Annotated in this window: 18 protein-coding genes and 3 pseudogenes; 3 read left to right on the top strand and 18 right to left on the bottom strand. The window is 37.0% G+C overall.

Annotated elements, in window-relative coordinates; all coding sequences use genetic code 11:
• Positions 1 to 36: 36 nt before the first annotated feature.
• From CWC14_RS02825 to CWC14_RS02815, 3 genes and pseudogenes are all read right to left on the bottom strand, one after another.
• Positions 37 to 727 (bottom strand): annotated as a pseudogene (locus CWC14_RS02825) (pirin family protein).
• A 29-nt stretch (positions 728 to 756) separates the two neighbouring features.
• Positions 757 to 1,707, bottom strand: a complete 951-nt coding sequence (locus CWC14_RS02820) for a glutathione S-transferase family protein (RefSeq protein WP_024601612.1) — start codon at positions 1,705 to 1,707, stop codon at positions 757 to 759.
• Between the two features lie 78 nt (positions 1,708 to 1,785).
• Complete coding sequence (locus CWC14_RS02815) at positions 1,786 to 2,238, bottom strand: DoxX family protein (protein WP_076922293.1); 453 nt, start codon at positions 2,236 to 2,238, stop codon at positions 1,786 to 1,788.
• Positions 2,239 to 2,362: 124 nt separating this feature from the next.
• On the opposite strand from CWC14_RS02815, the gene CWC14_RS02810 reads away from it, so the two are divergent.
• The gene (locus CWC14_RS02810; RefSeq protein WP_138561149.1) at positions 2,363 to 3,262 is read left to right on the top strand and encodes a LysR substrate-binding domain-containing protein; all 900 of its coding nucleotides are present in this window, start codon (positions 2,363 to 2,365) and stop codon (positions 3,260 to 3,262) included.
• 74 nt (positions 3,263 to 3,336) lie between these two features.
• Here the strand turns inward: CWC14_RS02810 and CWC14_RS02805 are convergent, their stop codons facing one another.
• The 3 genes from CWC14_RS02805 to CWC14_RS02795 form a co-directional block, all read right to left on the bottom strand.
• Positions 3,337 to 3,747 (bottom strand): hypothetical protein, encoded by a 411-nt coding sequence (locus tag CWC14_RS02805; RefSeq protein ID WP_138561146.1) that lies wholly within the window; start codon positions 3,745 to 3,747, stop codon positions 3,337 to 3,339.
• Between the two features lie 207 nt (positions 3,748 to 3,954).
• Positions 3,955 to 4,800 (bottom strand): HDOD domain-containing protein, encoded by an 846-nt coding sequence (locus CWC14_RS02800; protein ID WP_138561144.1) that lies wholly within the window; start codon positions 4,798 to 4,800, stop codon positions 3,955 to 3,957.
• A gap of 182 nt (positions 4,801 to 4,982) precedes the next feature.
• Positions 4,983 to 6,281, bottom strand: coding sequence for a porin (locus tag CWC14_RS02795; protein WP_138561142.1), 1,299 nt, complete (start codon positions 6,279 to 6,281; stop codon positions 4,983 to 4,985).
• 346 nt (positions 6,282 to 6,627) lie between these two features.
• Between CWC14_RS02795 and CWC14_RS02790 the strand changes: the two genes are divergently transcribed.
• Positions 6,628 to 6,873, top strand: coding sequence for a hypothetical protein (locus CWC14_RS02790; protein WP_138561140.1), 246 nt, complete (start codon positions 6,628 to 6,630; stop codon positions 6,871 to 6,873).
• Between the two features lie 76 nt (positions 6,874 to 6,949).
• Here the strand turns inward: CWC14_RS02790 and CWC14_RS20020 are convergent.
• Positions 6,950 to 7,102 (bottom strand): annotated as a pseudogene (locus tag CWC14_RS20020) (SPFH domain-containing protein); the annotation flags it as partial.
• Positions 7,103 to 7,152: 50 nt separating this feature from the next.
• Positions 7,153 to 8,016: a hypothetical protein gene (locus CWC14_RS02785; RefSeq protein ID WP_138561138.1), complete on the bottom strand. Its 864-nt coding sequence runs from the start codon at positions 8,014 to 8,016 to the stop codon at positions 7,153 to 7,155.
• 261 nt (positions 8,017 to 8,277) lie between these two features.
• Here CWC14_RS02785 and sbcB point away from each other — a divergent pair, with 261 nt between their 5' ends.
• Positions 8,278 to 9,723, top strand: a complete 1,446-nt coding sequence (gene sbcB / locus CWC14_RS02780; RefSeq protein WP_138561136.1) for an exodeoxyribonuclease I — start codon at positions 8,278 to 8,280, stop codon at positions 9,721 to 9,723.
• A gap of 223 nt (positions 9,724 to 9,946) precedes the next feature.
• Here sbcB and CWC14_RS02775 read toward each other — a convergent pair.
• From CWC14_RS02775 to CWC14_RS19625, 10 genes and pseudogenes are all read right to left on the bottom strand, one after another.
• Positions 9,947 to 10,444: pseudogene (locus CWC14_RS02775) on the bottom strand (NAD(P)-dependent oxidoreductase); the annotation flags it as partial.
• A 196-nt stretch (positions 10,445 to 10,640) separates the two neighbouring features.
• Positions 10,641 to 11,513 (bottom strand): NAD(P)-dependent oxidoreductase, encoded by an 873-nt coding sequence (locus tag CWC14_RS02770; RefSeq protein ID WP_138561132.1) that lies wholly within the window; start codon positions 11,511 to 11,513, stop codon positions 10,641 to 10,643.
• Positions 11,514 to 11,863: 350 nt separating this feature from the next.
• Complete coding sequence (locus CWC14_RS02765; RefSeq protein WP_138561130.1) at positions 11,864 to 12,904, bottom strand: hypothetical protein; 1,041 nt, start codon at positions 12,902 to 12,904, stop codon at positions 11,864 to 11,866.
• A 20-nt stretch (positions 12,905 to 12,924) separates the two neighbouring features.
• Positions 12,925 to 15,987, bottom strand: a complete 3,063-nt coding sequence (locus CWC14_RS02760) for an AAA family ATPase (RefSeq protein WP_138561128.1) — start codon at positions 15,985 to 15,987, stop codon at positions 12,925 to 12,927.
• Between the two features lie 10 nt (positions 15,988 to 15,997).
• Positions 15,998 to 17,125 carry an exonuclease SbcCD subunit D gene (locus CWC14_RS02755; RefSeq protein ID WP_138561126.1) on the bottom strand — a complete coding sequence of 376 codons (1,128 nt, stop codon included), beginning with the start codon at positions 17,123 to 17,125 and terminating at the stop codon, positions 15,998 to 16,000.
• Positions 17,126 to 17,161: 36 nt separating this feature from the next.
• Positions 17,162 to 18,772: a UvrD-helicase domain-containing protein gene (locus CWC14_RS02750; protein ID WP_138561125.1), complete on the bottom strand. Its 1,611-nt coding sequence runs from the start codon at positions 18,770 to 18,772 to the stop codon at positions 17,162 to 17,164.
• A gap of 2 nt (positions 18,773 to 18,774) precedes the next feature.
• Positions 18,775 to 20,472 (bottom strand): ATP-dependent nuclease, encoded by a 1,698-nt coding sequence (locus tag CWC14_RS02745; protein WP_138561123.1) that lies wholly within the window; start codon positions 20,470 to 20,472, stop codon positions 18,775 to 18,777.
• A 63-nt stretch (positions 20,473 to 20,535) separates the two neighbouring features.
• Positions 20,536 to 21,810, bottom strand: coding sequence for a GIY-YIG nuclease family protein (locus tag CWC14_RS02740; protein ID WP_212746540.1), 1,275 nt, complete (start codon positions 21,808 to 21,810; stop codon positions 20,536 to 20,538).
• Positions 21,810 to 23,738, bottom strand: a complete 1,929-nt coding sequence (locus CWC14_RS02735) for a DEAD/DEAH box helicase (protein WP_138561121.1) — start codon at positions 23,736 to 23,738, stop codon at positions 21,810 to 21,812. The genes CWC14_RS02740 and CWC14_RS02735 overlap by 1 nt, the downstream gene beginning before the upstream one ends.
• Positions 23,731 to 24,990 (bottom strand): type IIL restriction-modification enzyme MmeI, encoded by a 1,260-nt coding sequence (locus tag CWC14_RS19625; RefSeq protein WP_349654502.1) that lies wholly within the window; start codon positions 24,988 to 24,990, stop codon positions 23,731 to 23,733. Before CWC14_RS19625 ends, CWC14_RS02735 begins: the two co-directional genes overlap by 8 nt.
• Positions 24,991 to 25,073 lie beyond the last annotated feature (83 nt).

Below are 25,073 nucleotides of genomic sequence, written 5' to 3'. Positions count from 1 at the left end.
TAACCTAACCCGCTTATTGGCGACTGCTACTGAGCCCTAACCTAATGTATCAATAATAATTATTTCACACTCTGTTGTTGCAGTTAGCGTGATAAAATCAGCATGAGTGACCTCAGCACCATCCCCTTTGTTCATGGTAATTACACTGCTTTTGTCATCTACAGTAAATACACCATCAGATGCAAGTACATAAGCTTGATGATCAATACGCTGAGTGATGGTGGTACCTTTTGCAATCTTTCCACCATAAATGCGTGCTTGTTGACTGATAAATAAGGTGTTACCCGCATCTTCTGCATAACCCGACACTAAAAGCGTAAGCTCGTTAGCTACGTCGGTCGGAAATTTTTTACTTTCCCAACGCGGCGGCACATCTTGTTTATTACTTTGAATCCAAATTTGATAAAAAGTAAGTGGCTCATTGGTACGATTATACTCAGCCTGCACTCATTACCTGCACTTCACCTTGCTCGGTTATGCCTTTATTACCCATACTATCTTGATGAGTAATGGCACCACTGCGTATGAAACTAATAATTTCCATATTTTTGTGTGGATGCGCTCCAAAACCCATTTCAGGTGCAACCCAATCATCATTAACAACGCGTAATGTACCAAAGCCCATACGTGCCGGATTATAGTAATGTGCAAAACTAAAATGATGTTTAGATTTAAGCCAACCGTGATCGGCACTGCCTAAACTATTCTTTGGATAATGATTGATCATGGTCTTTCCTCAAAAAGAATAAACATTAATTAATATGGACGTTCACGGTCGTGTGGAGCATCAAAATGATGCTTTGCACCCAGCGGTACTATTTGTGTTGGATTAATCGTTAAGTGGCTTACATAGTAATGCACCTTTGTGTACTCTAAATCGACGGTTTCTTTAACACCCGGTACTTGGTACAGCTCGTTAACGTAATTGCTAATATGGTGAAACTCGCTTAATTTTTGACGGTTACACTTAAAATGCCCGTGATACACCGCATCAAAGCGAATGAGGGTTGTAAATAAACGCCAATCAGCTTCTGTAATAACATCACCAACGAGATAGCGCTGCTTAGCTAAACGCGCTTCTAGCCAGTCTAAACTATCAAATAGTGCGGTGTAAGCCTCGTTGTAAGCTTCTTGTGTAGTAGCAAAACCGGCTTTATATACGCCGTTATTGATGGTGTTATAGACACGGTTATTCACGGCTTCGATTTCTTCACGAAGTGGCTCTGGATAATAATCATCAGTATTGCCAGTGAGCTCATTAAACGCACTATTAAGCATACGAATGATCTCTATTGATTCATTATTTACAATAGTTTGCGTTTTTTTATCCCATAAAATCGGCACAGTAACCCGCCCTTCATAACTAGGATCGGCTTTTAAATACAATTGATAGGCGTAATCTAAGTTATAAAGTGGATCGCCCTGCTCGCCAAATTCCCAGCCGTTTTCCATCATGGGAGCTTCAACTATACTCATAGAAATAATGTCTTCGAGCTGCTTTAATTTACGAAAAATAATCGTTCTGTGCGCCCATGGGCACGCCAGCGATACATATAAATGATAACGCCCCGCCTCAGGGGTAAATTTGCTTTGTGGCGCTGATGAAATAGTATCCCTAAAACGGCTGTCTTGGCGTACAAATTTACCGTCGCTTTTTTCGGTGTCGTACCATTTATCGACCCATTCACCGTTAACAAGTAATCCCATGTCCGTCTCCTCAGTATGTAAAATGTGCCAACCTTACGCAGATTGGCAGCTTAAAGTTCAATCAGTTATGTGATCAGCTTATTGGTTTAATTTGTGATAAATTTTTCCATCAAGGGATAGCTTTCCAGCCCCTTGAATAAATAAGGCCAAGGTAATTGCCAACAACGATAAACCAAACTCGTAACCGTTGTTGCTCATAAATAAGCCGTTATCTATATGTACGGTAAAAATAGCAACTACCATAGTGATAGCCAGTACAAAACTCGCAGGACGCACCAGCAAACCAACGATGAGTAGTAATCCACCAAAAAATTCAGCGCCACCCGCCATTAATGCCATTAAATAGCCCGGTGCTAAGCCAATCGACTCCATCCATTGCCCTGTGCCTTCCAAGCCATAGCCACCAAACCACGCAAACAGTTTTTGTGCCCCATGAGCACTAAACACTAATCCTGCAATAAGTCTTAATGGGAGTGTTGCAAAAGACTGTTCAGTTTTTGTGATGGCAGCTGTGATATTTTTAATCGTCATAATGTTTACCTGTATTGTTTCTGATGATTATGCAGCTATTGTATAAGTTGAATTAAAATTAAATAACTCCTATTATTTGCTTTATATGTTCAAATATTTTGAATAGTTAATATTTGGTATGATGATGAATACACCCCCTATTAGCATAGAAGCTTTACTGGTATTAGACGCCATTGAGCATCGTGGCAGTTATGCAGCCGCTGCAGAGCAACTTAATAAAGTGCCATCAGCCCTGTCGTATATTGTTAATAAACTTGAAGAGCAATTAAATGTAACTTTGTTTCAGCGCCAAGGTCGGCGAGCAGTTTTAACCCCCGCAGGTAAATATTTACTGAGCGAGGGGCGTAAAGTGCTCAATGCTATAAATAATTTATCGGAGCAAACACAAACCATAGCTAATGGCTGGGAGCCTAGAATACGGATTGCTTGTGACTCAATTATTGACGTAACTAATGTTTTTGCTGCTTTGCAACAATTTTTAATTGAACATAAAAGCATTGAAATTGATGTAAAAGAAGAGGTAATGAGCGGTACATGGGAGGCGTTAATAGAAGACAATGTTGACTTAGTGATTGGTGCACCCGCCCCCGTGCCTGCTCAAAAAGGGATCAGGGCAGTGAAAATAACGGATATTCAAAATGTACTTGTGGTTCACCCAACCCACCCTTTAGCAAAAGAGCGAAAACCCATCAAGCCTAGTGATCTTGGTCAATACACCACAGTGATAGTTCATGACTCTGCAAAACAAAGTATTCCGTGGTCAGCTAATTTAATCGAAGGTAGTCAACGTTTTTATGTAAGCTCCGTAAAACAAAAAATTACCGCTATTTTATCGGGAATCGGGATTGGTTATTTACCAGTAAACCTTATTGCTGAACATATTAAAGCTAAAAAACTTCATGTTGTGGAGCTCATTGAACCACGTCCTATTCAAGACTTATACCTTGCATGGAAAATAACCAACAAAGGTAAAGGATTAAAAAAATTGACTCAACTTTTAATCGACAATAATTTACAGACATGAAATAAGCCAACTACATAAATGCAAAAGCCCATGCTAACTAAATTAGCATGGGCTTTTTTAATCACTAATAGATGTTATAAAGCAAGATCTTGCTTAGCACGTGTTAAGTTGTGCGACACTAACTCGTTACCTGATATTTGCTGTGCTTCGTAAAAGTCAGATAACGCTGCGGTTTCGTTTTTAGCCATTAAACGGCCAACACCGCGGTTACTTAAAGCAAATGAAGTCAGCTCACGTACTTTAAAACGTGGGCCTGTACTTTGCTGTAATAATGTAATTGCTTTTGAACAAATTTCTTCAGCTTGGCTGTAGTTTTTTGATTTTACATTTAATGCGCAACTGTTAAATGCAACTTCGAATTTTTGTGGGGCTGTTGCAGCCTCTTCAATAACCATTAACTTGTAGTCACTTTGATCAGCCATTACAGCAGCTGAGCAAGTTAATAAAGAGCCAAGAGCGATGGTTTTGATAAGTGAGCGTTTCATGATTAGTTTCCTATTTGGTTAGTCGTGCTTGTTGCCGACAACTAAACTTTAGAGTGTTTACTTAATCTCGACAAACGATTAAAAACAAACCAATAAGTGAAAAAAACTAACCTATAGACTTTAGTCTAATTAAACTGAGCATATTCGTTTTAATAAAAGCGACAAATAACCGCTCGTTTAACTAGGCTGCAAACCCGGCATGATTATTTACTGATTTAAGTAATCAATAACTTCTTCTTGTAAATCAATATATTCATCTTCAGACATATTTAACTTTTTAAATATAAACGGTTCAAGGCGCTCCCAATCTTTAATTTTTTCATCACGTAAAATACTATTTACTATGCTTTCAGAGAGCTTTAACACACAAAAACAGAGCTGTTGATTAGGATCGGATGTGTCCTTAAGTAAACTTAAATCATGATGGCGTAGAATAAGCTGGCAAATATCTCTTGGTAAATGCCAACTCGATGCTAAGTAATAGCCGATAATGGCATGATTAGCGCCATAAACACGATCTTCAATATCAACTAAACTTTCTTTACTGCTTCTATTTGAACCATGCAGCACATTGACGTAGTCGTCATATTTAATCGCCATCGGAACTATGCCGCAATCATGAAATAAACCGAGAGTGTATAAATATTCAACTGGAATTTTATTTTTTACTCGCTGTCCAACAATCATGTTTACATTAGCAATTTCAGACGCGTTATCCCAAAAACGCTCTAAACTAATACAACATGTTTTTTGTAAAAACATTTGCTTTAATTTAAGCGCAGGAATAAGTGCTTCTATACCATTCCAACCTAAAAACATGATGGCTTGTTTTATGTCAGCAATGCTTCGCACTAAGCCGTAAGCGGGTGAATTAACAATTTTTAAAATAGCAGACGATATGGCCACATCTTTAGCAACTATATCTGCAGCAGCCATTAAAGACGGCTCATTTTGATGTGCTAATCTATCAAGATCATCTAAAATTTGCGGTTTTGGGGGAATAATAAAGTTTTTGTTTACATCAGATAATACCTGCTCATTAACGACAAACATCGATGTCTAGCCTCCAGCTAAGCTATATGGATTATTTATTTAATTCCATTTGAACTTTTATACTAGAAGTTGATTAGAGATTTATCAATTTGTAGGTGCTGAAATTGGTAGGGTAAAAATAATTTTTAAAACCAAAGCAGCACACGCCCAGTATATAGACGTGTGCTTTGAATACTAGCTTATTAGAAGTAATAGCCAATATTAATGTTGAAGCGACGCTCAGTTTCGCTGCTATCGCCCGCTAATGAGCCACCAACAAACGGCATGTTTTTACCATGAACTAAGTCAAAGTATGTAAATAAACCACCTGCAGCGACCGAGAAACCGGTTACGTTCATCCAGGTATCTTTGCTGTTGTCTGATTTGTCGTAAATAGCGCTGTAGTCATTATAAAACTGTAAGTTTGTTACTGCGCCCCATTGCACCGGCACACTGTATGCTACGTTTGCACTCGACATAGTTGCTTCCGCTGCCATGCTATCGTAAAACGAGTAAGCGCCTACAGCAATACGGTTTACGTTATCAATATCGTAGTTGTATTCGCCATGTTGTAATTGCAAGTTCCAAGGGCCCATATTACTGTTTAAGTGAAGCGCCCATGCGTTATAATCACCTGCGCGGTCAACACCATCATGCAAGCCACCAGCAAGCGCTGACACACCAATTTCAGTTTTACCACCCTCATGCTCTATGTGGTAGCCGTAACGACCTGAGAACGTATTATATTCACCAATTGGATTGGTCGGCTCAGCGTAAACACCATCACCAGCATCTCTAAAGCCAACAATGTCGTATGAATAGCGGTCGCTGCGGTTATCTACATAACCATCAACACCACCTAATTCATCATTTTTGAAAAAACCTAAATCAAGCTGCCAGTTATCGGCAATTTTACGCTTAAATAACACCCCTAAATCGTGGTCGTCTTCAAGGCCAACGTAATAGTTAGTGCTGAAAAAGTAGTTATGTGAATTGTAAGGCCAGTTACCAAAAGGAACCTGAGTAATACCGGCTTGAACTTGCCAATCATCAGCAAAATCGTAAGCTGCATAAGCGTATTTAACAGCGGTCATATAATCAAAAAAGCGAATTTCAGCGTTTAATTTTACATCACCAACGTCGCCTGAGAAATTTAAGCGAAAAATATCAAAGTCAAAATCGCCGCCGCGATTTTTATTGTCGTCATCATACGAGGTGTGGCTATAGTTGGTTCGAACAGCACCGCCAATTTTAATTCCCTGAGGCTTGTGTTCATGTTTAGCTACTTTAACTTCAGCTATATCTTCTTTCTGTTCAATGGTGCGCTCGATTGTCTTTTCACTTTTTTGCTCTGCTTTTGCAAGTTGCTTTTGCAGCATTTCCACTTGTTTTTGTAAGCTGCTTAATTGCTGCTTTACTTTATCAAGATCTGTATCTGCATGTGCCGGATGTGAAAAAACAACCATAGCCACTGCTAGTGCTAAAGGTTTCATAGGTGTCATAATTTGTCCTTGCTTGCCTTGTTGATATTATTAACTCGAACTTGGTCAGCGTGAGCTAAGTACCTGCTTGATTTTACATGTTGTTTTACAATGATAACGTATTTTTACAACTCTTCAATTACACTTTATGATTTTGCGCAACACACCAGCAACACACGCTGCTTTTTAGCGGGATAAGCATAACAATTAATCATCATTTTAATAAATGAAAGCAGCAGCTTGCAAAATTAAAGCTTAAAAAAATAGTAGGATGATCATGTACCTATTTTTAATGTGTTATTATTTAAAAACCATATTTAAAACAGCCAGTTTGTTGCTACATATATAAATTAAGGACTCTCCAAAAATGAAAAATAACGATACCTTTAACACAATTGCTACGTTAATTTTTAAGCATCTTTATAATAATTTCCCAAGCCCAACCCATTTAGATCCTGAGCAAGTAATTAGCGATGCATCAGATAAACAAAGTGAAGAAATTAAAGGCACAATTGCGTTTCTTATTCATGAGGAATATATTTTTTCAACGCCCAGCGCCACTTTTTTGCTAACCGAAAAAGGCTTTAGCCACGCTTTGTGTCCTAAGTTTTAAACTCACCACTTACAAAGCAATACCACAAAAAAAGCCCTAGCCATTAAAGCTAGGGCTTTATAATGATTTTTAACGTTTATTTTTTCTCTTTTTCTAAACGCTTTTTAAAACTCAATGCCGCATCGGCCGCCAGTAAGCACATAAATTCAGAACCATTATTTTGCTCACCCAGCCCTGCACCTATAACAATTTTAGGAACTAAGCGACTGTTACCTAAGCTCGTAAATACAACATTAACCTTTTTTGTAACGTGTTAATAATCAAAACATATTTTTATCTCTACATTTTTCTTATCACTATTTTCGCCTCTTCATTTATTTCACTGCTAGGCATTCTTATAATTGCTTTAGCCAATTCCATATCAAAATTTAATGCTAACTCTTCGAAAAGCTCATTTTTAGTAATTTCATCATATTGGTAGATATTATTTATTAACCTTGATAACGCATTATTTATTATCTTAAATTCATTACTTAAACAAAAATGATAGCCTAAAAGTATATTTAAACACTCTTCCTTATCTTTCATTTTTAAACAACGTTCAAAATCAGGTTTAATTTCCTCATTTATAGACACAACATAACGATGCAGTGCTGTACTTACATAAAAGTCTTTATTAAAAATCAATGAAGCCATTTCAGCAGCTGTAACCTCGCCACTTCCTGAATTAAAATTATCACAAACATTATTAGTCAGTAATTTTGATAAACTAATCCTATCAGCAGCACTAACTTTTCCATGTAATAAGTTAATTAAATCATTAGCAACGTTTGAGGACGTCCTTAAATCTATTTTTTTATTTATCTTATCGTTTAAATTGTTAATTCTGCGAGAAAAAATTTCTAGAGAGTTTTTCTTTTTTTCTTCATTTAATTGTAGATTTAGCAAGTTTCTCGTTAATTTCATTTCACTTTTTGTTGTTACCCAGGTCATCCAAAGTAAAACTATACTTACTAAAGCAAGAATAGGTGAAATTAAACCATTCATTATTGTTGCAGTATTATTCCATGCGCTTTGTGTATTTGAACGAATGGGAAATGCCTCCCTATACTCATTCAACAACAACAAGCAACATACAGACAAAGCAAACAGAATCAAATACGGGGTTATTTTTCTTACAGTTTCTAATCCTTTGCTCAACACTATCTAACCTCCGTAACACATATCTAACCTCCGTAACACATATCTAAAAAAATGTAATAATACACTAAATAATTTTATTAATAATAAGATTTAAACCATAAGTAATTTTTATAATATGTGAAATCTCAAGGTTGAGTTTTGATAACATTTTTAATCTAAATCTACAAACCTCTACTCCCCTATGCCATAATCTAAATAATTCATAAATTTAGTAACTTGGCGGTGTGTCAACCGCTTCAAGCTAACTTACAGGGTGTTTAAATGGCTTATCCAGAACAAAACCAACCTACAATCTACTGGCACGACTACGAAACCTGGGGAGCAAGCCCACAAAAAGATAAGCCGAGTCAATTTGCTGGTGTACGGACCGATCTTGATTTAAATATTATTGGCGAGCCGCTTATTGAGTACTGTAAGCCACAAGCGGATTATTTACCGCATCCTGAGGCGTGTTTAATTACCGGTATTACCCCACAAGTGGCGATGCAAAAAGGCTTAGTTGAGGCTGAATTTATTGCTAAAATTCATGCAGAATTTAGCGTACCCAATACCTGTGTGGCTGGTTATAACAGTATTCGCTTTGATGACGAAGTAAGCCGATATAGCTTTTATCGTAACTTTTACGACCCGTACGAACGTGAATATAAAAACAATAACAGCCGTTGGGATATTATAGATCTAGTACGTGCCTGCTATGCACTGCGCCCTGAAGGCATTGAGTGGCCATTAAAAGAAGATGGCAGCCCTAGCTTTAAGCTTGAGCATTTAACCGTCGCTAATGGTATTGAACATGCCGCTGCGCACGATGCACTTAGTGATGTAACGGCTACTATTGCACTGGCTAAATTAATAAAAGAAAAGCAGCCTAAGCTGTATCACTTCTTTTTTAGTTTGCGTGGTAAAAAAGCACTCGCTGAAATGGTTGATGTATTTAATATGACCCCATTAGTGCATACCTCGTCACGTATTCCAGCAACCCAAGGCTGTACTACCTGGGTGGCACCTATGAGCTTTCATCCAGTGAATAAAAACGCAGTTATTTGTTTTGATTTAACCCAAAACCCACAAGTATTACTTGATTTAAATGTAGAAGAGCTACGCAAGCGTTTATACACCAAACGTATAGATTTAGCAGAGGGTGATTTACCCGTAGGTTTAAAGCTGGTGCATTTAAACAAGTGCCCTATTTTAGCACCAGCTAAAACACTACTGCCTGAAAACGCTGCTCGCTTGGGTATTGACCGAGAGCAATGCTTGACTAATTTAGCCATTTTAAAAGCCAATACCGAGCTTCGCGATAAAGTCACTGAGGTATTTAATGAGCAAGGCGATTACAGCGCCACCACGAACGTGGATTACTTATTATATGATGGGTTTACTAGCCATGCTGATAAAGCTAAATTTGCGATTATTCGTGATGCAAAGCCTGAAGACTTGGCAAGTTTAAAGCTTGAATTTGAAGATCCTAAATTTAATACTTTGCTATTTAGGTACCGCGCCCGAAATTGGCCGCAAACGCTCAACCAGCAAGAGCTTGATCAATGGCGTCAATATTGCCAAAGCAAGTTAATGCATGGCGAGGATCAGCCATCAATCAGCGCACAAGATTTTATGATCACCCTTGAAAACTTAGCGCATGAACATGATGACAGTGAAAAAAATCTTACAATTTTAAAAGCCTTATATAACTACGCGCAAAGCATGTAATTTACTGTAGTTTATATAATTCATAAAAACGCGACCCTTTAGCAAAAAAGTGTCGCGTTTTTTGTATATAGTTAGGTAAGCGAAAGTAAGTCCCACAAAGAGAAGCGAATGAGGCATAAATGAGAAACACATAAAACCTATCGTTATTTTTATGTGTATCACTTTCTCTAAAAGCGCAGCGCCTCTTAGCCTCTTTGTGAACAGTTTACTTTTACCAATTACATTACTTTTTATGCAGTGCTTCAATACGCGCTAGTAAACTTGAGGTATCGTATCTGCCGCCGCCAAGAGCCTGTACATCGGCGTAGTATTGATCGACCGTTGCAGTCATTGGCAGCGTTGCACCATTATTTTTAGCTTCATCAAGGGCAATGCCTAAATCTTTGCGCATCCAATCTACAGCAAAACCAAACTCGTACTCGCCTGCCCACATTGTTTTGTAGCGGTTTTCCATTTGCCACGAACCCGCAGCCCCTTTTGAAATGGTTTCAATTACTTTTTCACCATCAAGCCCTGCTTGTTTGGCAAAATGTAAGCCCTCGGCTAAGCCTTGCACTACGCCGGCTATACAAATTTGATTAACCATTTTACATAACTGCCCTGCGCCCACATCGCCTAATAACTGGCTAAAACGGCTATATGCCGCCATTACGGGTTGCACTTTAGTGAAAACAGCTTCGTTACCGCCTGCCATGACTGTAAGCACGCCGTTTTCAGCACCTTTTGTTGAATGCAACATTCGGTGCCAAAAGTTGTCAATATGTTTTGACACTATAACACTGATATAATTTGCATAAATTTTGAGCTAAGAATGATTAAAAGCATCAAATAACTTATTGCTATAAATATACCCGATCACACTAATGTAGAAGCAATAGTGCTCGTAAATAATAAAAGACCTTAAGTCCTTACAAGGATTAAACTAACCTTTTCAATAAACTTGAAGTATCCCAACGATTTCCACCCATCTTTTGTATATCAGCATAAAATTGATCGACTAGAGATGTTAAAGGTAAAGTAGAACCGTTTTTCTTTGCCTCATTTAGAGCTATATCCAGATCTTTACGCATCCAATCAACTGCAAAGCCATGTTCATATTGATCATTGAGCATCGTTTTATGCCTATTTTCCATTTGCCACGAGCCAGCCGCACCTTTAGATATAACTTCAACCACAGCCTCACAATCCATTCCAGCATTCAATCCAAATTGCAATGCTTCTGAAAGTCCTTGGACTACGCCAGCTATACATATTTGGTTCATCATTTTCGCTAACTGGCCCGACCCAGCTTCACCTAACAGTTTTGAATACCTGCTATATGCTTGCATAACATCTTTAGCTTTTTCGAAGTCAGCTTTCTTACCACCACACATTATGGTTAAAGCGCCATTGATCGCTCCAGCTTCACCACCAGACACTGGGGCATCAATAAACCCGATTTTATTTTCACCACACTTTAAATTTAACTCTCTAGCAATATCCGCTGAAGCCGTTGTGTGATCGACTAGAAGAGTGCCTTGCTTCATGGAATTCAATACACCATTATCTAATAGAGTTACTTCGCGAAGATCATTATCATTACCAACACAAACAAAAACTATCTCAACATCTTTTGCAGCCTCTTTTGGAGTCGAAGCGACTTGTCCTTGATACTCCTCTACCCATTTTTCTGCTTTCGAAGAAGTTCTATTATAAACAGTAACATTTAGATTTTCATTTTTTGAAAGGTGACCTGCCATTGGATAACCCATAACGCCAAGACCTATGAAAGCTACATTTATTTTATTCATCGTTCACTCTGTATAATTAAATTAAGTTTAAAGTACGTTGTTACAAGGCTAGCGTATATTAATTTTAGGCACTAGCAGGATCAAACGGTAATCATCATCTAGAACTGCCATTTTTGCACCACATTAAACACAAAATAATTCCTGTTTTTTACGCATTCTTGATTCATCATCTCAAAATGCAACAACCCGTACATAATTCGAGTTCAACCAGCCAGTCACTGCAACTTCATTTAGTAATAAGCCTGCATTTAAGCCTAGCCAATGATAATCTTTACCTAACCAGTTTCTATAAATAATATTGATAAATGGTTCTAGCTGTTATGGCCAGCTAATTTTTCACTCAGCTCAAGTTATTTGTTTACTGGATATAATATTCTTTTGCTTCTAACCTTTTCTTCTCTGATAACGTTATTAGCAACTAAAACGCTGGTAATAATTGAACCGTATGAACGCCCATTTAGTTTGAGCAAGCTGTATAATTTAGCCCTGTCAATACCCGGTACTTCGTGAACCTTTTGAATAACCTGTTTTAAATCATCTAGACGTTTATCTAAATATTCATATGCTCCAGGTCTTTTCATCGTCGAACGGTAATGGTTAACCATTTCTATGTATTCAGGTATTGACCAATTGTCAAAATGATTCTTTATTGCTAAATATTCCCACTCGAGGTCTCCATAATTAGGGTCCAGGCAATCAAAAAAATGTTCAGAATAAAATTCGCAAAGCCTATAGAAGCGTTCTTTCAGTAATGGTAGGCTATCTATAGCTTTTTCACGGTTAGCTAATAAATAATCATCCCATTCATTATACTTATCATCATTGTACACGGCGGCTATTTTTTCTTTTAGTAACTTTATATTTTTGAAAAGTTCAGTATTTACAGCACTTTTAAGACGCTTTATTTTTCCTGGTTCAGAAAAAGCATCAGAATCTAAGTGGAAAATACCTGCGTCACGATATAAGTTAGCTAGCGTATGGTCAAAAGGGCCATTATCACTGCCCAAGCCTTCTACATCAATCTGAATGGTTTGATTGGGTTTACCGTAAAAAACATCTAGTAGCTGACTCAGAAATAGTGCAATTATTTCTTCGATATCTTCAATTGCAAAACTCAGGTCAAAGATACAATACTCACCTCTTTCACACACCCCTAAGATAAACTCTTTTGGTACTGAGATTTCAGCTTCACTCAAAAGCTGAATGATATCTTGATCAAGTGAGTACGAAAACCATATATGTCCTTCCTTTTGATTTGCACCGGGTGAAACCTGTATGGATGCTTCTAGACTTTCACCCTCTTTTCCTTCCTTGTGTATTTCAAATATATTGTTTTGTAGGTCATGTTTTACTAAGCTTTGTTTTATTTTATTATAATGGATATGTTCCATACTTTATCTTCCTTAATTTATTAAGCTGCAATAACAGAAATTTTACTGCCAGACCTGCCTGATGTGACATCAACTCTATGTCCCATTTGGCTTTTTAACTCAGTAACATGAGAAATAATACCAATCATGCGACCTGTTGACTGAAGGTCAATTAGAGTACGAATGGCCAAGTCGAGTGATTCAGGGTCTAGACTACCGAAACCTTCATCTATGAATAACGTATCAAGCTTTATTCCGCCAGAATATGACTGAACGACATCAGATAAACCTAGAGCTAATGATAAAGCCGCCATAAATGATTCACCACCAGAAAGTGTAGCTACTGGACGAGATTTGCCTGTATAGGCATCATCAACTTCCAATTCTAAGCCTGATGCTTTATTTCCTTTAGCACGCTCTTCATTTCTAATTAGTTGATATCGGCCTTTGCTCATAATAGAAAGTCGTTGAGAAGCTTGAATTAAAACATCATCTAATAAAACACTAAGAACAAAGCGTTGAAGGCTAACTTTATCTCCCGTTAACCCATTAGAAACTTCATATAACGTACCAACGGTTTTGTACTGCTTGTCCAGCTCTTCATTTTTCTTATGTGCTTCAATGAGCTTTTTCTGAACAGATATAAGCTGATTATTGCGTTCTTCTAATTGACGCCATTTTTCATCTTTAGCTTTGAAATCGACTTCAGCTTGCGATAACGCACCTTCAACATTATCTAGATTAGGCTTGCTTTTGTCTTTCAATTCATTAGTAAGTAACGACTTAGCTCCTGTTAAGGTATCAAATTTCGTTTTATACTGGTCAATATCATCATTTAGTTGAGCTTGATTTTCATCGGTAAGTAAAGAGTTTTCAAAGTGATTCAGGTCTTCAAAAACACTTTCGCTTAATGCTTTTTTCCACGCTAGTTGAGCAGCATCGTCCTGCTTTTCAATATCGGCTAATTGGCTGGCTATAGATTTATCGGTAGCCTCTGCTTTATCAAAGGCCGATTTTTGATCTTCTTTATTTTTCCTAGCTGAGGTAAGCCCGTCATTTAAAGACGTTATCTGCTGGGTTAATGACTTAATTTCTGTCTGAAGCATTTCAATATCACGGAAATCTTCTGGTGTTTGGTTCTCTAGCTGAACAACATAAGAGTTCGCAATAATTAGCAGTTTATCGTCTGAAGATGCTTTTGATTCTAGCGCTTTAATCGTCTGTTCTATTTCCGATAATTTATCTTTATCTGAAATGATGCTATCGCTGATCTCTTTTATATTATCTTTTATAGAAAGTAAGCTTTTAACCTTAGCTTCTTGCACTTCATGCGCTGACTTCACTTCTACTAGTGATTTGTTCGCAGACTCGCCGAGTTCATCTTTTAACGTAGTAATTAATCCTTGTTTTACTTTTTCATTAGCAAGCGCTTCGTCATATGCTGATTTTGCCGCTTCTCTAGCTTTATTTGATTTAGTTACAAGTTCTCTAGCTTTATCGACATCCTCTTTTGTAACAATAGAACTCATATCATCCGTACTTGCTAATTTAGGGTGTTCCTCACTACCACATACGGGGCAAGGTTCTCCAACGGATAATTCGCTTGCCAGAATGGCCGCTTGGTTAGCATGCCACGAAAATTCAGTTTTTTTAGCCGCTTTAGTTTTAGCGTCTAACTCTAATTCTGACTTATCTAAAACTATTTTTTCTTCTGTGGTTAATCGATTAAACTCGGATAACTCTTCGCTTAAGATCTCTAAGTTATTTCTTTTGCTAAGTACTTGGCTCAATTTATCTAATTGAATTTGTTCGTTAGCTAAAGGTTGAATTTCGACAGACAGCTTCTCCAGTTTTTGCTCTTTACCAGAGATCTCACTTTTTATTACTTCTATATCTTTTTGTTTAGCTTCAAGTGCTGTCTTACTTGCAGTTGCAGTTACTTTAGCTGATGAAAGTTTAGAAACAGCTTGCTGTAAATCGCTCGCAAGTTTTAAATATTGCTCAAAATCTGTTTGTTTTTTCTGTAAAGCATCAACAGCTTTGTGTGCTTCTTCTGCTTTCTCAAAAGAATGTATGGCGGCTTTTAGCTTTGCGCCGAACTCCAATAGGTCCTTATTGCTTTGTTCAAACTTACCCTTGATTTCAGTTAATGCTTTACTTGAGTTGACAACAGAATCAAATATTGGCTTTATTTTTTGGGCATTAGAGGCAAGTTGTAATTGTAGCTTTTTACTTTCGATTTGCTCACTAGATAACTTGTGCTGTTCTAACTCTTTGCTTTTGTTATCTAAGTCTTCAAACTTTTTCAGTAGTTGTTTGGCTTCTTCAACAGCTTTTTCGAAATCGGAAACGGCTTTGTTAGCAGTTGTTTTTTCTTTAAGTGCTAGTGCCAAGTCGGGTTTGATTAACTCGATAGTGGAGCTTACTTCTTCTTCAGTATTTACTTCTGCACCTTCGAGAATACCTTTAATTTTATTTCTGTGCTCTTCAACCGCTTTTCTTATTTCTGCTGCTTGAAGCTTTAAAGCATCTTCAATCTTTTTGTAAATAGAGGTTTGAAATAGCTGACTAAATATTTTTTCTCTGTCTTTTGAGTCAGCTAATAACAGCTCTCTAAACTTACCTTGAGGCAGTACCATAACTTGCCTGAACTGCTCAACATCTAGACCAATTAGCCCCTTAATTTCAGTATCTGCATCCTTAACACTAGAAGGCACCATCAAACGATTACTGTCTGTACCATCAAGCTCCCACAATGTTGCTTTTGAATTCTGAGATGTAGTGCCTTCGCCAACACTTTTTGCTCTTTCTTGCATTGGAACGCGTTTTATACGATAGCTTTTATCAGCTAAGCTAAAATCTAATGTGACTTCGGTTAATAATTTAATATCAGCAAAATCACAACGCATTTGTGAAGCTGAACGTTCAGCTCCAGTTGTTTGCCCATAAAGCGCAAAACAAATTGCATCTAAGATCGAGCTTTTACCTGCACCAGTTGGGCCATTAATCAAAAATAAAGGATTCGTTCCTAATTCATCAAATTTTATGTGCTCAGTTCCAGCAAATGGACCAAAGGCTTGAACAGTTAATTTAAGTGGTTTCATTTTTATTCCTTTATTTTGTTAGTCCATCAATTAATTCAGAAACCAATTGCTTTTGTTCCTCAGACATTTCTTGACCCGCAATTTGAGAATAGAAATCTTTAAACATATCTAACTCCCCTTGCTTCAATGAATCTTGCTTTAACCCGCTTGAGTTAGTTTCGAGCATACCTGGTTTTTCTAAATGCAATACATTGGGGTATACGGCTCTCAATTTACCCATGGGATCCAAAATGGCATGTTTATCAGTCAGTCTTATCAGTAAGTAATCATCGCTGTTAGGATCTACTTTTCCTTGTTCTATAACCGTATCTAACTCATCCTCAATGATTCTCATATCTCTTAAAGGTTTCAACGGTAAATGGGCTTGCGAAACAAGCCCAGTTTTATCTACTTCAACAAGGGTGACGCCTTTTTTCTGGTTTTGTTCTGAAAAGCTATACTTCATAATTGAACCAGAATATCGAATATGCTCCATCCCTTTGTACTGAGGGCTATGAAGATGGCCTAAAGCAACATAATCAAATTCAACACAGGGTTGATAACTAACCCTATCTGCACCGCCTATTTGTAAAGGTCTTTCAGAGTCTGATTCAGCCGCACCATCAATGAAACAGTGGCTAATCAATACATTAACCTGCTGGTCAGACATTACATTTTTTATTTCATTAACTAAGTAGGAATGTGCATCATCAAAGCTTTTAACTTCAACGTCAAAAGTATCTCTAACCATTAATGGCTCACAGTAGGGGATACCATAAAAAGCAACTTCAACTCCCTTTACTTCAATAACAGAAGGCTCCAGTACATCATTTAAATTGCCAATAATATGCAAGCCGGACTCTTTCATTTGCTTAGCGCCAAACCTAACTCTTTCTGCGCTATCATGATTACCCGGTATCAAAATAATGGGAATGTTTAAATCCATACAAATTGACTTCAAAACATCATCTAGCAACTCAACAGCGTTAGCTGGAGGTAATGATCGGTCATAAATATCACCAGCAATCACTAAAGCATCAACATCTTCACTTTTTATATATTCAATCAACTGATTAAGTACGTGCTTTTGATCTTCAAGTAATGAAACGTTGTGGAATTGACGGCCAATATGCCAGTCAGAGGTATGTATAAATTTCATAAATTCCCTTTTTCTATTTTCGTCTGTGTTGCAAGGTTAACGATACAAACCTTCTAACTGAGGCAAGCCTAAAAAGTAAGATGGACTTGAGCTCTTATGCTCGCCTTTTGCATTTCTTCGCAGTGTCGTTTGAATTAAAATACAACATTGCTCTGCTCTAGTAATTCCAACATAGTGAAGGTTAGTATCCTCAGCTAAACTTGGGTAAGTGATATCGTCCCATGTAGCACCTTTCTGTTGATATGGGAAAGACCACTCTTCCAAATCAATATGGAAAACAATTTTGAATTCTAATCCTTTGGATTTATGGAGTGTCATTAGCTGGACTTCATTTTCATCTACAGATTTAAACAACTTTACCAGTGAGTCATTGCACCATATAAGCCTTACAGCCTCGTTTTCTGCTTCGCATTCAACATATCCAATCAATTCCATTAGATAACTACAACGTTCGATGAAAGATTCTAGAGACTGCTCTGTTCTAATAGCTTTTAATTTTTTTCGTAAGCTCGCAATAATTGTCGATGGAAATTGGAAAAAGTACTTATCTATGATGTCTTGGGCTGTAGAAATGGATCCATGTTTATATGAAAACAGATCTGAATATACATCAGCACACCCCGTGCCTAAGTCATTCAAAGGTGTGTCGGTATACAGCCGATAATTATGATCTAGTCCTAATGTAAATTCTTTTAATGAGATTTCTTTTTTAGCTAAAATAGCTACATCAGATGCTTTATCAATAGAACCGTCTTTCAGCCAATCTTTTATCCAAGGCGAAACGTGTGCTGCGGCATTTTTTAGGTTCCCAGTAATAACTCTGCGATACACCCGGTTATCATCTTTATGCTCTATTAACTTGTATTCAGGGTCCAGAACACGACATGCATAATTCACAATTGACGGATGGCATCTATGATTAAAGTCGAGTTCAAAGTGCTTAAAATTCAAATTATCCTCGGTTAAGGCTACTAAGAATTCAGGCTGACTTCCTCTAAAACGAAATATTGACTGATCAACGTCTCCAACTGCTGTTGCAATCAGACCAAGCTCTTTAAGTTTAATAAACAGCTCATGTTGCGGCATTGAAGAATCCTGATATTCATCGATAAATACATGAGAATAAAGGGCTTTTATATATCGTTGTGCCGAAATTGAATTATTGATTATCGCTAATGATAATGCAGAAAAACTATTCATCCACAGTATGTCAGCGTCATATAGAGTTTTAAAACCAGTATCGGCATTAAGGTCTGCTAATGTTGGAGATTTGTATTCACTTGAAAAATAAAGTTTTTGATGTGAATCTAGCTTCTTTACTATAGTACAACTTGAAGGGTCTCCTCCCCATATTCTTCCTAAGAAAGGCAGTATCAATTCTTTCAAGCAAAAACTATCAATTGTGCCAAAAAAGCTACGTTTTGTGTTGTGAGCATTTTCATTACAACGCCTCTTTAGCTCTTCACTCGCTTTTTTAGTAAAAGTAATCGCAATTACACCTTTATGTGAAGGTAGTTCTGGCGTAATGCCTCGTATTTTTTCCTTCATAACAGTAGTTTTTCCGCTACCAGGGCAAGCTGTGACAACCATACTTTTTTCGTAATCGATTGCGGCTCGTTGTTGATATGTAGGTTTGAAATTACTCATGGTTATGAGTTTCTTAACGCTAATAGTGTATGTAAAGGCTTTGCTAGTTCACCTTGATTCAATTTCGGAAGATCAGCTACAACAGATTTAAGTAATTCTCTCATTCTTAAAGCTTTCTTTCCTTGGAGATAATCAATTGCCGATTTAGCAGTTGACTTCCCTAGTGCTGTTTTTATTTCTTCTTCTAATTCACTAACAAGATCGGTTTCTAGATCCACTTTGGATAAAAATATTCCTTTATCATTAAGCAATTCAGAAGCAGCTTGCCACTCACCATTAGCGACTGTTTCTTGTGCAAAGAACTCCGTATCACTATTATCGAGTTTTTCTTCCCCTACTATACTGAAACAACGGTTTATCCCTGCATATTGCCACTCATCTTTCCTAGGTACTTTTGATACATCATTATCAGTTCTCATAGTCCATGGGATCTGAAGTGCATCTAATATAGATATGAATGCTTTAAATGAAATACCATCAACGGAAAGAATCGACAGATTTTCATAATCAATATCAATACCTAATGCTTTAGACAATGATTGATAAAAGAGCATTTCAGATGGACCTTCTACTAAGAATATGCCGTCAGAAAAAAATGCTTCTGCTGGTAAAATACTCATTCTATAACTCATATCTTCCCAGCCTGCCTCAATACAATCTGAGCAACCTTCAGATGCAGCAACTGTTGCTGAGCCTTGAGGCAGTAACCTGATGATGGAGTCAGGTGAAAAATTAACGGTTATTTGTGGGGAATGAGAAGATATTATCGTTTGACCCGGTAGCTCATCAATTAAATACGACGCTAACTTTCTTTGCTGATGAGGATGTAAATGCGCTTCCGGCTCTTCAATAACATAGAATATTACTTCGTTTTCTAAATCATGCTCTTGTGCACTTTTAGCTTTCCATAGGGCAAGCAATATTTGATTATTTCTCCCATCTCCACCTAACATCACATTAGATCCGTTTGTATTAGCCCCAAGTTGTAGCTTTTCAATGAAGTCATTGACTTGAATAGCCCCTGTATCCAGTTGTACTTCATAGTCAGCATAGTGGTGAGCTAATTTTTTAAGTTCGTCATTCACTTCATTAGTTGCTTTATCAACATAAACTAACTGAGATACTTTTTCATTAAGCTCTTCTAGATCCCCACTTATCTCAATCAAGAGTTCATCGTCTTCCTCTTTCTCATCATTAGAAAGTGATTCTTGAGCAAGTCTAAGTAGCTGTCTTTTTTCTTTGCGGATAAATTTATCTAAATCTCGTTGTGACTGTATATACTTCAAGTGCATATGTTTAAGATAAAAACGACTAGAAACTTCCTGTAAGTCATCTAACGATGGTCCAATAAATAGTTGGTAATCTAAACTGCTTTTTTGAGCGACATATCTCAAAAAAGTTTCATTCTCTTCACTTACATTACCTTTAAGTACGGAGATGACCGCGTCTTCTTGGATATCAGAAAATTTAACAGTAATGATAATTTCATCATCAATTCCATCTTGGTTAATGTGAAAGTCTAATTCATTCGGCTCAATATCGGCTTCAGATAAACTTTTATCTAACAATATTCGTAAGCCATGAAGAAGGTTACTTTTTCCTACATCATTTGAACCGATGACTAATGTATTATCATTAAAATTAATTGACGCATCAGAAAAGTTTCTAAATCCCTTTAAATGCACATTACAAATTTTCAATTTATTTCCCTAGAGTGCTTGCTGGTTAATGCTAGTTTAATCATAGAGTTTAACTGGTACGTACTACCGCAATTCTATCTTCTGTGTCGTTGAGTTATATCGATAATTAACAATCTGTCCATTCACAATAAGCTCTATAGCAGTATTTATTTGCTCGATTGGTACACTAAACCACTCTCTCGGTTTGCACATATTGCCTTGTAAATCGGCTATTTCCACATCAATGCAAACATCTTTAAATACGGTATGGATTAAGTTTTCAAATTTTTGTGTATTCATGTTGTAGCATTCGTATTCAGCAACAACATTTACGGGGGCCATTAAGTACGTTGGTTCATTTGCTGCATTCGCAATACGTTTTGCAACGGGAGTTGTCGCATAACCAATTTTGTATAGGTTAGAAATTGAATTGATACGAGGATCTTCGCTTTGGCTTGATAAAATATAAATAAAACCTGCGGACTCATCATCTTCACCAACATTTTTAATATCAGCGAAGTGTTCGCCTTTTGATGAAACCATTTTGCCATCAGCATATAGTGACTTAGCAATAGAGCGATAAAGCATGTTCGATTCTGTACCATTTTCAAATATACAGCGTGTTCTTCCATCCTTTCTGAAACGCTTTCCGTCTACCGTTTTTGCTTCACTAGTGATATCTATATGTTCGAGGTACATCAATACTCCACTTAACACATAAAACTCACCTTCTTGAAGTTTTTCACCTTTATCATCAAACTCAATAATCTTGCGCTGACCACTATTTAGCTCTTGCTGAACAATAGGGAAAAGATCTTTATATTTATCAAAATCTTTACACGGTTTACGCCTTGCCACAAAGTCACTATCAGCACGCTTATCTGTTTTCACATGTTTTATATTAAAAATGCTATCGTCAGTATCACCCAGTAAACCAAAGTCATCATCAGCGAATATGTCTTCCACTGAGTTAATTTCTTTTACCACAGGCTTTGGTTCAGGTTTCGGTTCTACTTTAAACCCTGCCGTTGGCTCAGCTACTTCATGCGTTAATGGCAATAAGTTAAATTCATCAAAATCAACCAACGCATGGCACTGGGTGTCATTACCTCTAATAGAATCTAACCGTTTAAATAACATTAGCTCACTAATGTTTGCCATATTATTTTCAGGCAACCGACCATTAGCTTTATAGAAGTCATTTATCTCCTGAAACTTAGCAACCAAGTGCTCGTCTGCCGTTGGCGCTTTAGACTTTACTTTAACCGCTGTAAGCCCTAATTCGTCATCATCGTTAATAAAGCTTAACCAGTCATCCATTTCCATCGACTTTAATTTTTGCCATTCTTCATTTTTCATTACGCTTGCATCCTTTTGCGCTTTTCTTGTTTAATGTAAATTAAGCACTCAGCCAAACGCTTTTCAGTAAAGTCAGACGCATTTAAGTCAGGTTCACGGCCATTTTCATGAACAAACAGCTTAACTTTAGGCCATAGCAATTTAGCTTCATCAAAGTCCATTTGAATGCGGGTGGTTTGAATCGATTCTTGAATAAGTTTAAGTACGTCAGTAGTTACTGATTTTGACAGTATCTCAAAGGCTTTTTGGAATGGATTAATTTCATCAATTAAATCAATACTCAATTCATCAATATTGATAAATTTATCAGCTAAGCGAACAAACTTTTTACCGCCTTGTTCACTCACCTCTGCTGTACTTACTGCTGAATCAACGACTACTTGTTGACGAACTTCTTCAAGTTCAGCTTCAGTTAAATCAGGATATTTACGTTGGATTATTTTAGGGATCAATATTTTATTAACGACTTCTGGATCAACTTTACCCGCTGATGCAGCAATCACTTTATCATCTTGCAAAATAGCGGCTTTTAAATCAGCTAAATCTGATTCAATAATGTCTTTAGTTCGCTTGGTACTTGGCTCTTTAAAGCCTCCAATTTTCATTGTGCCAGGTGGTGCTGGCTCAAAATCATCGTCTTTTTTAGCTTTAAACTTAAAGTTTGGTGCTAATACCTGCTCCATTAACAATGAACAAGTAATTGCTTTAAGCATGTTATTCACGGCAATCGTTACTTGGTCATTTTCAGCATCAGGTTGGGCTATGAGATTAGTAAACTGCGCATGGTTTTTGTTTGAGCTATCACGGGTACAGCGACCAATTATTTGAATGATTTCAGTTAACGAGCTTCTATAACCCACGGTTAATGCATGCTCACAGTATTCCCAGTCAAAGCCTTCTTTCGCCATACCTAATGCAATGATCACATCCATATCATCTACATTTTTTATATTTCGTAGGTAGTTTTGAATTACGTCACGGTTATTTTCTTCAACTAAATCGGCTACCTTTATTACTGTACCGTCAGGACGAGTAACAGGAATAACACCTGTAGCAGGATCACGTTTACCAGCTTCACCTAATACTTCTAAAATGGCATCTACTTCATCATATTTTTCTTTAGTTGATTCACCAGAATTAACATTAGGAATATGAATGATGGTTTTCTTGCCGTAATTTTCTTCTGAGTTAAGTACTTCATGAATAACGTCGGTATATCTACCTTGATAAAAGTGATAACCAATTCCTAGTGATTTAAGGTAGTTATAACCATTAAGTTGCTCGTAATAGTTAAATGATACTTTATCAAATTGTGCTTCAAGCTCAGGTGTTAATACAGGAACACTGTCACCACGGAAGTATGAGCCAGTCATGGCAACAATATGAGCATTACTGTTTTCCATAATCGAGCGTAAAACATCACCTAATACATTCTCACCATCAGCAGACACATGATGAAACTCATCAATAGCAATTAAGCAATCGTTAAATGCTGTATCTTCAATTTCTTGAAAGGCAAAACGTAACGTAGCGTGAGTACAAATTAGCACTTTATCGCTACCTGCCATAAAGCGTTTAAAGGCTTTAGTTTTGCTGGTTTCACCACCGGGCGTACAAAGGTTGTTGTCGTTATCAACTTCCCAATCACAAAAGAAGCCATATTTGCTTAGCTCTGTAGTATCGAATGAGCCACCGATAGAGCGCTCAGGTACTGCGACAATCGCTTTTTTAATGCCTTGGTTATGCAATTTATCTAATGCTAAAAACATTAATGCACGAGACTTACCTGAGGCAGGAGGAGCTTTTAATAAAAGGTATTGGCTATTTCTGCCCTCATATGCACGCGACTGCATGGCTCGCATGCCCATGTCATTTGTATTTGAACTAGCACCACTTTGGGCATATTTGAATTCCATTAGATTACGCATTTTGACCTCCTGTCATTTGAATATATCTTGAAAAAAGCTCTTCAAGCCTATCATCATCATTTATAAACGATTCGTTTTTGTACAGTGAATCAACAAACTTATCGTTATCTTTATGAGCTACAAGTAAATCTGGCGGCATTTTTTTCGGATCGTATAACTCCGCAAGAGTTTTATTAGGGTAACGCTCACGTGCAGCCATAATATTTAACGTATGAGACAGAAACTCTTCTTTTTCATCTTCATTTACTTTTGGAAATGGAAAGGTGTTATAACAAATTACAGAAGAATAACTTATATCCTTTCTCAATCTTCCAGCTATAGCTTTAACCCAAACCATATGCATGTTTGAAGATAATATCGAAAACATATGAGGATCAACGTCATATAACACCATAGCTTTATTCGTAACAATTGTACCCTTATCAATAAAACCAATTGGCATATAGTTTCTTCTTTCAGAAGATACAGTAGGAACCACAATACTATTCAATTTTGTCTCATTTAGATCTCTGAATTGATGAGGGCGTAAAGCCAATTTATTTGCCAGTTTGTCTACACTTTTTAATCTAGCTGCTTTAACTAGTTCAACCCTATCTTTAATTTCTTGACAACCCATTGCTTCTTCATAATCTTCATCCGTTATCCAAAGGCACCACCTTTGTATGCCCTTTATTAATTCATTAGAGCCAATCACTTTTCTTAAAAACTTTGTTGTTTGTGGGTAACATTGCAACAAGTTTTCTTTTTCAGGTGCATCAAGCATTAGTGGCTGGGCATGCCCTGTATAGTTTCCAGACAACATAGCAGGGACATTCATAAGAGGTTTTTTTTCAGATTTTACGTAAACATCAATTCCATCAATTAAGTATGCATTGATATTCTTACATCTTTTCTTTAAACCATCTGTAAATAGGTATTTCGGTTGCTCTAAATTTGCACGCAACCCTATTATCGAACAGGTAACCCCGGCCTTGTCTTTGGCATTATTTGCCCAATGAAATGATTTGTGCGCAAAATAAACTTCAACATTAAGAGCTTTAATATGTGGCCAGAGAGCCTTTACCTGTGAACCTTCACAAATCGAACTTGTTGAAACCAGAGCCGCTTTTGTACTGTTATTAATGTATTTAGCACTCTTAATAAACCAGCAACCAACATAATCAATATCTTTAAAATTACTTATTCCTAAAAAAGCTTCCTCCATGTCAAGCTTTTGCTCTTTAGATTGAACTCTAGAGCACGGCAAGATCATTATAAATTGAACTTATAGAGCAAGTAGTGATCAGATCAAGGCATAATAATTATTTGGTCGCATAAATATGAGCACTAAATTTC

Source organism: Pseudoalteromonas sp. S3260, assembly GCF_005886925.1.
GTDB classification, from domain to species: domain Bacteria; phylum Pseudomonadota; class Gammaproteobacteria; order Enterobacterales; family Alteromonadaceae; genus Pseudoalteromonas; species Pseudoalteromonas tetraodonis.
Note: the sequence above shows the minus strand (reverse complement) of the source record. Positions and strands in the feature narration are given on the sequence as shown.

Bases quoted from the DNA above. Each gene is read 5' to 3' on its own strand.
- CWC14_RS02760 (WP_138561128.1), bottom strand. From the start codon at position 15,987: ATGAAACCACTTAAATTAACTGTTCAAGCCTTTGGTCCATTTGCTGGA.
- CWC14_RS02815 (WP_076922293.1), bottom strand. From the start codon at position 2,238: ATGACGATTAAAAATATCACAGCTGCCATCACAAAAACTGAACAGTCT.
- CWC14_RS02810 (WP_138561149.1), top strand. From the start codon at position 2,363: ATGAATACACCCCCTATTAGCATAGAAGCTTTACTGGTATTAGACGCC.
- CWC14_RS02755 (WP_138561126.1), bottom strand. From the start codon at position 17,125: ATGAAATTTATACATACCTCTGACTGGCATATTGGCCGTCAATTCCAC.
- CWC14_RS02765 (WP_138561130.1), bottom strand. From the start codon at position 12,904: ATGGAACATATCCATTATAATAAAATAAAACAAAGCTTAGTAAAACAT.
- sbcB (WP_138561136.1), top strand. From the start codon at position 8,278: ATGGCTTATCCAGAACAAAACCAACCTACAATCTACTGGCACGACTAC.
- CWC14_RS02740 (WP_212746540.1), bottom strand. From the start codon at position 21,810: ATGAAAAATGAAGAATGGCAAAAATTAAAGTCGATGGAAATGGATGAC.
- CWC14_RS02800 (WP_138561144.1), bottom strand. From the start codon at position 4,800: ATGTTTGTCGTTAATGAGCAGGTATTATCTGATGTAAACAAAAACTTT.
- CWC14_RS02750 (WP_138561125.1), bottom strand. From the start codon at position 18,772: ATGAGTAATTTCAAACCTACATATCAACAACGAGCCGCAATCGATTAC.
- CWC14_RS02820 (WP_024601612.1), bottom strand. From the start codon at position 1,707: ATGGGATTACTTGTTAACGGTGAATGGGTCGATAAATGGTACGACACC.
- CWC14_RS02790 (WP_138561140.1), top strand. From the start codon at position 6,628: ATGAAAAATAACGATACCTTTAACACAATTGCTACGTTAATTTTTAAG.
- CWC14_RS02770 (WP_138561132.1), bottom strand. From the start codon at position 11,513: ATGAATAAAATAAATGTAGCTTTCATAGGTCTTGGCGTTATGGGTTAT.
- CWC14_RS19625 (WP_349654502.1), bottom strand. From the start codon at position 24,990: ATGATCTTGCCGTGCTCTAGAGTTCAATCTAAAGAGCAAAAGCTTGAC.
- CWC14_RS02805 (WP_138561146.1), bottom strand. From the start codon at position 3,747: ATGAAACGCTCACTTATCAAAACCATCGCTCTTGGCTCTTTATTAACT.
- CWC14_RS02795 (WP_138561142.1), bottom strand. From the start codon at position 6,281: ATGACACCTATGAAACCTTTAGCACTAGCAGTGGCTATGGTTGTTTTT.
- CWC14_RS02735 (WP_138561121.1), bottom strand. From the start codon at position 23,738: ATGCGTAATCTAATGGAATTCAAATATGCCCAAAGTGGTGCTAGTTCA.